At 60.1% G+C, this 7,889-nt stretch carries 6 protein-coding genes; all 6 read left to right on the top strand.

The features are described 5' to 3' along the window. Positions 1-3,513: type I secretion C-terminal target domain-containing protein (locus tag ACF8MI_RS08360; RefSeq protein WP_392517467.1), on the top strand; the 3,513-nt coding region annotated here is incomplete at its 5' end. Positions 3,514-3,658: 145 nt separating this feature from the next. Further along, positions 3,659-4,000: a tryptophan synthase subunit beta gene (locus ACF8MI_RS08365; protein ID WP_104833641.1), complete on the top strand. Its 342-nt coding sequence runs from the start codon at positions 3,659-3,661 to the stop codon at positions 3,998-4,000. Between the two features lie 198 nt (positions 4,001-4,198). After that, on the top strand, positions 4,199-5,098 hold the full coding sequence (locus ACF8MI_RS08370; protein WP_200928935.1) for a TauD/TfdA family dioxygenase: 900 nt from the start codon (positions 4,199-4,201) through the stop codon (positions 5,096-5,098). A gap of 17 nt (positions 5,099-5,115) precedes the next feature. Next, positions 5,116-6,135, top strand: a complete 1,020-nt coding sequence (locus ACF8MI_RS08375; protein WP_060499483.1) for an ABC transporter substrate-binding protein — start codon at positions 5,116-5,118, stop codon at positions 6,133-6,135. A gap of 6 nt (positions 6,136-6,141) precedes the next feature. Further along, a complete protein-coding gene (locus ACF8MI_RS08380) occupies positions 6,142-7,005 on the top strand; it encodes an ABC transporter ATP-binding protein (RefSeq protein WP_200928936.1) in 864 nt (287 codons plus the stop codon). Between the two features lie 14 nt (positions 7,006-7,019). Continuing rightward, positions 7,020-7,883: an ABC transporter permease gene (locus ACF8MI_RS08385; protein WP_104833638.1), complete on the top strand. Its 864-nt coding sequence runs from the start codon at positions 7,020-7,022 to the stop codon at positions 7,881-7,883. The last annotated feature ends 6 nt before the right edge of the window (positions 7,884-7,889 follow it).

Raw genomic sequence — 7,889 nt, forward strand, 5'->3', positions numbered from 1 at the left:
ATCACCGTGCCGGCCAACGGCACCGTGGGTACTACCACCGTGACTGCGCCGGACAACCCGTACGTGGGCGCCAACGACCCGGTCGTGAAGTCGATCGCTTCGGTCAGCGGCACCGACGTCGGCAAGTTCGAGCAACTGACCCTGGACAAGGCGCCGGTGACCACCACCGTGACCGACGAACCAGGCTCGGGCACACCGGGTACTGGCAACCAGGGCGACGTCACCACGGTCGGCATCACCGGTACCACTTCGCTGACTGAAGGTGAAACTGGCCAGTACACGCTGACCCTGAGCAATGCGTCCAAGTCCGAAGTCACGATCACGCTCAGCTACAGTGGCACCGCCAAGAACGGTGAGGACTTCTCTGGTGTCACCACCGTGAAGATTCCGGCCAACAGCACAGGCACGACGTTCAACATTGCTACCATCGACGACAAGCTGGTCGAAGGTACCGAGAACTTCACCGTGAAGATCGAGACCGCCACCGGTGGTACCTTCGAGAACCTGCAGGTTGACAGCACCAAGTCGAGCGTGACCACTGCCATCCTCGACAACGACCACCTGCCGGTTTCGCCCGGTGGCGCGGTGTTTGGCGTGGAAGACACTGACTACGTGTTTGCATGGAGTGATTTCAAAACCACCGATGCCGATGGCAACACTGGCTTGTCCGTAACCATTACCTCGCTCCCGGCCGCTGGTACCCTGCAGTTCTTCAACGGTACTGCATGGGTGAACGTGACGGTCAACCAGGTGATCAGCCAGGCCGACATCACTGCCAATAACCTGAAGTTTGTGCCGGCTCTCAACCAGTCGGGCGCGGACAACTATGGTGGCAACGGCGTGGGCAACCAGCAGGCCGACTACGCGCAGTTCAAGTTCAAGCCGAACGACGGCACCAACCTGGGCAGCGAAGTGACCATGAAGGTCGACATCAGTCCGGTTGCCGACAAGCCGACCCTGAGCTTCGGCAGTGCTGATATCGACTCCAAAGGCCTGACCAAGGAAGTCTGGAACACCCTGAAAAACCTGGGTACTGGTGGTAATGGCATTACCGGTGACGACCTGAAGACGGTCTTTGCCAACTCTGGCAGTGCCAACTCCAGCAGCACCATTACCAACGTGCAGTCCGATGGCAGCGTCACCGCTGGCACCGGTTCGAAGACCTCGGGCCTGATCTACCTGGAGGCTGGCAAGACCTATACCTTCAGCGGTACCGCTGACGACAGCTTTGTGCTCACCATCGGTGGCAACACTGTGGTCACGGCTACCTGGGGTGCTGGTGGCAAGATTTCGGGCACCTTTACCCCGACCACCAGCGGTTACTACCCGATCGAGGTCTACCATGCCAACCAGTCTGGTCCAGGCAGCTATGACCTGAACATCCAGGTAGGCTCGGGTACTGTTACCGACCTGAGCAGCTCGAACATCAAGATGTACCAGAACGTGTCCGAGATGGCCAACGCTGGCCTGGGCGTGTCCGATCTGCACACCGTGAATGGTCAGAGCTACTACGACGGCTACAAGCTCAACGAAGGGCCGGAAGGTGGCTCGGTGAAACTGGTCGGTATCTCCACCGCCCTGACCGATACCGACGGCTCGGAAACCCTGAACGTAACCCTCAGCGGCATTCCGAAAGGGACCGTGCTGAGCGATGGTGCTGGCCATACCGTAACGGTAGGCAGTAGCCCGGTTGATGTGACGGGCTGGAAACTCAGCAGCCTGACACTGACGCCGCCGGCCTACTACAAAGGCTCGTTCGACATCACGGTCACCTCGACTGCCACCGAAAGCCTGGGCGGCTCGGCCATCACTACCGGCAATATCCCGGTGACGGTGTATGCCGCGACCTATAAGGCCAGCGTGGGTACCTCGGGTAACGACACGATGACCGGCAGCGAAGGCAACGACATCATCGTCGCTGACGTGGCGGGCCTGAACGTGGTTCAGGGCAAGAACTACAACATCGCCTTCATGGTCGACAGCTCGGGCAGTATGAGCGACAAGTCGATTGCCGACGCGAAGACGCAGCTGGCTTCGGTGTTCAATTCGCTCAAGGCCAGCCTGGGCTCCGACACCTCGGGTACCGTGAACATCTTCCTGGTCGACTTCGACACTCAGGTGAACAAGAACGTGGCGGTGAACCTTGCCGACCCGGATGCCCTGAGCAAGCTGCAGGCAGTGCTGAACTCGATGGTGGGTGGCTACTACGGTGGTGGTACCAACTATGAGGACGCGTTCAAGACGACGGCCAACTTCTTCAAGAGCACCATGGCGACCAGCAACACCGGTGCGGAGAACCTGACGTACTTCATCACCGACGGTAAACCGACGTACTACCAGAATGGAGAATCGACCAACCCTCGCCTGTGGACAGGTGGCAAGTACCTCGATGATGTTGTGAACGTCAACAATTTCAAAATTGGCGACTCGTTCAGCACCATGGTCGATAGCACGCACAAGCTGGAAATCAGCAGCAACGGGACAGTCACGCTTTATACCTACAAGAGCAATGGCCGCCTGGACTCGACCAACGAGCTGGGTACGATCCACGCTCAAGGTGACGGTACTTACGAGCTGTCTTACCTGGCTGGTAACGGCGGGACGAGCTCGAGTAACCTTTACTATGCTGCTGATGGTTCGACGGCCAGCTTCAACCTGCTTTCTGGTGTGACCAAGGTGCAAGCCATCGGCCTGAACAGCGATGTCACGCTGAGCGACCTGAAACCATACGACAGTGCAGGCAAGCCACAGACCAACATCGATCCTTCCGACCTGGCGAAGGCAATTCTCGGTCACACCGAAGCAACGGTGCCAGGTGCCGACACCATCGATGGCGGCAACGGCAACGACATCATCTTCGGTGACTTGATCACCCTCAACGGGGTTGTCAGCGAGGGTTACCAGGCCCTGCAGACTTACGTCGCCCAGAAGAGCGGGGTCGAGGTCAGCTCCGTTACCACCAGCAATGTCCATCAGTACATCACCGAGCACTACACCGAGTTCGATATCTCCGGTGCCAAAGACGGCAACGACATCCTGTCGGGCGGCAATGGCAACGATATCCTCTTCGGTCAGGGTGGTAACGACACGCTCGATGGCGGCAAAGGTAATGACATCCTGCTGGGCGGTACCGGCAATGACACCCTGATCGGTGGCCAGGGCAACGATATCCTGATCGGTGGCAGCGGTGCCGACACCTTCGTGTGGAAGGCGGGCGACATCGGTAACGACGTGATCAAGGACTTCAAGGTGGCCGAGGGCGACCGTATCGACCTGAAAGACCTGCTTCAGGGCGAGAAGGGCAGCACCATCGACAACTACCTGAAGCTCACCACGGTGGAAGGCACGACGACGCTGCAAGTCAGCAGCGAAGGCAAGCTGAACGCCGAAGGTGGTATCGCCAACGCCGACGTGACCATCAAGCTGGAAGGGGTGAACTGGTCCAACACCACGATTAACTCGTTGATCAGCGGTGCCGACCCAACCATCATCATCCACAACAAAGACAGCTGATAGACCACCGGGGCCGCTTAGCGGCCCCGGCTCTTTCCTGCCATCTGCCAACAGCGCATACTCTTGCGCCGGGCCTGCGTGCCTGGCGATCTTTGCCTATGCTGCTGTCTACCAACAAGGAACCAACGTGACGAGGAACACCGCCATGTTCTACGTGCAACGCGACGCCGCTGGCCAGTTGCTGCGGGTAGAAGCAGCCGCTTTTGACCAGTTCACCGAAATGCTCCCCGCCGACCACACCGATGTTCAGGAATGGTTCGCCGATGACGTTGTGGAAGACAGCCTGACCCAGCTCAAGCAAAGCGATCTGGATATGATCCGCGTGCTTGAAGACCTTATCGATGTGCTGACCGCCAAGGGCGTGTTCAAGATCACTGACTTGCCCCCAGGAGCGCAGACCAAGCTGGCCAATCGTTCCACGGCGCGCAAGGCGCTCAGCAGCCTGAACAACCTCATCGACGAAGAAGAGCAGGGCGGGCTGATCTGATCGTGGGCCGCCCCGCCCCCAGTGCTATGGTTATGCGTTAAAGGTATTTAAAATATTGCTCTTATGACTTTATAGTCGCTTCCACTGCGTACCCGTCGACCAATCGATGCGCCGCACGACTTGAACCCACACGGGAAAACCCCGTGCGTTTCTGATCGTTGCGCGCCATTGAAGTCGCGCACTGCGTGGGAGTGAAAAATGTCAGCCGCCTTGAACGCCTTGTCGTCCATCGACAGCGCCCAGCCGCAAGTGTTTGAAATCCACCCGTTCTCCGGTGCCGTAGGCGCCGAGATTATCGGCCTGGACCTGGCCAAACCGGTCAGCGCCGAGGATTTCACCCGTATCCATCGCGCCCACCTCGACCACCATGTGCTGGTGTTCCGCGACCAGCGGATCAGCCCGGAACAGCAGATTGCCTTCAGCCGCCGCTTCGGTGAGTTGCAGATCCATGTGCTTAAGCAGTTCCTGCTGACTGGCCACCCCGAGATCCTGATCGTTTCCAACATCATCGTGAACGGCCAGAACATCGGCCTGGGTGATGCCGGCAAATTTTGGCACTCGGACCTGTCGTACAAGGAGCTACCAAGCCTTGGTTCCATGCTGCATGCCCAGCAACTGCCCAGTGAAGGTGGTGACACCCTGTTCGCCGACATGCACAAAGCCTGGGACGCTGTACCCGACGCCCTGCGCAAAGTGGTCGAGGGCCGCAGTGCCGCTCACTCCTACATCGCCCGCTACGCCGAGACCAAATTCGAAGGCAACTGGCGCCCGACCCTGACTGCCGAGCAACTGGCGCAGGTAAAGGAAGTCATTCACCCGGTAGTCCGCACCCACCCGGAAAACGGCCGCAAAGCCCTGTTCGTCAGTGAAGGCTTCACCACCCGCATCGTCGGCCTGCCAGACGATGAAAGCCGCGACGTGCTGCAACAGCTGTACGCCCTGAGCGTGCTGGAGCAGAACATTTACCGCCATCAATGGCAGCCCCACGACCTGGTGTTCTGGGACAACCGCTCGCTGATCCACCTGGCCACTGGCTGCCCCGCGCACCTGCGGCGCAAGCTGTACCGCACCACCATCCAGGGCGATGCCCCGTTCTGACGACTGAGGAAACCATCATGCGCAAATCCATCAGCCGCCTGGCGGCAAGCATCGGCCTGGGCGCAAGCCTGGTCGTCGGCAGCCTGGCTGCCCCCGCCGTGGCCCAGGCCGAAGGCAAGATCCGCATTGCCGAACAATTCGGCATCGTCTACCTGCTGCTGAACGTGGTGCGTGACCAGCACTTGATTGAGAAACACGGCAAGGAGCTGGGCATCGACATCGAAGTCGACTGGGCACAGCTGTCGGGTGGCTCGGCCATCAACGACGCACTGTTGTCCGGTTCGGTGGACATCGCCGGCGCTGGCGTCGGGCCGCTGTTGACCGTCTGGGACCGCACCAAGGGCCGGCAGAACGTGAAGGCCGTGGCTTCGCTGGGCAACTTCCCGTACTACCTGGTCAGCAGCAACCCCAACGTGAAGACCATCGCCGACATCTCCGACAAAGACCGTATCGCCGTTCCGGCGGTAGGTGTTTCGGTGCAGTCGCGCTTCCTGCAGTACGCCGCTGCCCAGCAGTGGGGCGACAAGGCATACAACCGCCTCGACAAATACACCTTGGCCGTGCCGCACCCGGACGCCACCGCCGCGCTGCTGGCGGGCGGCACCGAGCTCAACGGGCACTTCTCCAACCCGCCGTTCCAGGACCAGGTACTGGCCAACAAGGACGTGCATGTGGTGCTCAACAGCTATGACCTGCTCGGCCCCAACTCGCCGACCTTGCTGTTTGCTACCGAGAAGTTCCGCAAGGACAACCCCAAGACCTACAAGGCCTTCGTCGATGCTCTGGCCGAAGCCGCAGACTTCGCCCAGAAAGACAAGGCGGCTGCCGCCGACACCTATATCCGCGTAACCAAGGCCAAGATCGATCGCGACACGCTGATCAAGCTGATCGACAACCCACAGTACGAATTCACCGTTACGCCCAAGAACACCTACAAGCTGGCCGATTTCCTCTATCGGGTAGGCGCCATCAAGCACAAGCCGGAGTCGTGGAAGGACTACTTCTTCCAGGATGAACGCCCGCTGCAGGGGAGCTGACCGATCATGACCGCCCCATTGCCAGGCCACACGGCCAGCAACCTGAGCCGTGTCACAACGCCGCCTTTGCTCAAGGTGGATAACCTCAGCCTCGAATACCGCACCGCGCAACGCGTGGTGCGGGCCACCCATCAGGTCAGCTTCGAAGTCGACCGCGCTGATCGTTTTGTACTGCTCGGCCCCTCCGGCTGTGGCAAGTCCACCCTGCTCAAAGCCGTGGCCGGTTTTATCCAGCCGCAAGAAGGGCAGATTCTGCTGCAGGGCCAGACAGTGCGTGGCCCAGGCCCCGACCGCATCGTGGTGTTTCAGGAGTTCGACCAGTTGCCGCCGTGGAAAACGGTGAAGCAGAACGTCATGTTTCCGCTGCTGGTGTCTGGCCAGCTCAAGCGGGCGGAGGCGGAGGAACGGGCGCTGCATTATCTGGAAAAGGTCGGTCTGGCCGCCTTTGCCGATGCTTATCCTCACACGTTGTCCGGTGGTATGAAGGCACGTGTGGCAATTGCCCGGGCCTTGGCCACCCAGCCCAAGATCCTGTTGATGGATGAGCCGTTCGCCGCCCTGGATGCGCTGACCCGGCGCAAGATGCAGGAAGAGCTGTTGCTGCTGTGGGAGGAGGTGCGGTTCACCCTGTTGTTCGTCACCCACTCCATCGAAGAAGCCCAGGTGGTTGGCAACCGTATCCTGCTGTTGTCGCCGCACCCGGGGCGGGTGCGTGCCGAAGTGCACAGCCACCAGTACACCCTGGGCAGCCTGGGTGGTAGCGACTTCCAGGCCAGTGCCCGGCGTATTCACCGTTTGCTGTTCGACGAGGCGGATACCCCGGAACAGGCAGACGACCTTGGCTTCAACGATATCCGCATCGCCTACTGACAGGAGCTTCAGCCATGACCACTACACCTGTACGCCAGGAATACGAGGTGCAGCTGGAGCCCCTGCTCAGTGTGCCTGTAGAACGCCAACTCCCCTTGGTGCAGCGCTTGTGGCAGCAAGGCTGGCTGCGCAAGGCGGTTATCCTGCTGGTAATCGCGATGCTGTGGGAGGCCGTAGCCCGTTATCAGGGTAACGACCTGCTGCTGCCAGGCTTCTTGCAAACCGCCGCCGCCCTGTGGGACGGCCTGGCCAGCGGTGAACTGCCCGCCAAAGTCGGGGTTTCGCTGGTGATACTGCTCAAGGGCTATGTGCTGGGTATCGTCCTGGCCTTTGGCCTGACCAGTCTGGCGGTTTCGACCCAGCTGGGCCGGGACCTGCTAGGTACACTGACGTCAATGTTAAACCCGTTACCGGCCATTGCGCTGTTGCCACTGGCCTTGCTGTGGTTCGGGCTGGGCGACAATAGCCTGATCTTCGTGCTGGTGCATTCGGTGCTGTGGGCGTTGGCGCTCAATACCTACGCCGGTTTCCTTGGTGTGTCGGAAACGCTGCGCATGGCTGGCCGCAACTATGGCCTGAAAGGGCTGCGGCTGGTGTTGCACATCCTGGTGCCGGCGGCCTTGCCGTCGATCCTGTCGGGGCTGAAGATCGGCTGGGCGTTTGCCTGGCGTACCCTGATCGCTGCCGAACTGGTCTTTGGTGCCAGCAGCGGCAAGGGCGGGCTAGGCTGGTACATCTTTCAGAACCGCAACGAGCTGTATACCGACAAGGTGTTTGCCGGGTTGGCGGTGGTGATTCTGATCGGGTTGTTGGTGGAAGGGCTGGTATTCAACACCCTGGAGCGGCTGACTGTGCGGCGTTGGGGGATGCAGCGCTAGATCTTG

This window comes from Pseudomonas sp. yb_9, assembly GCF_043103635.1.
GTDB classification, from domain to species: Bacteria; Pseudomonadota; Gammaproteobacteria; order Pseudomonadales; family Pseudomonadaceae; genus Aquipseudomonas; species Aquipseudomonas monteilii.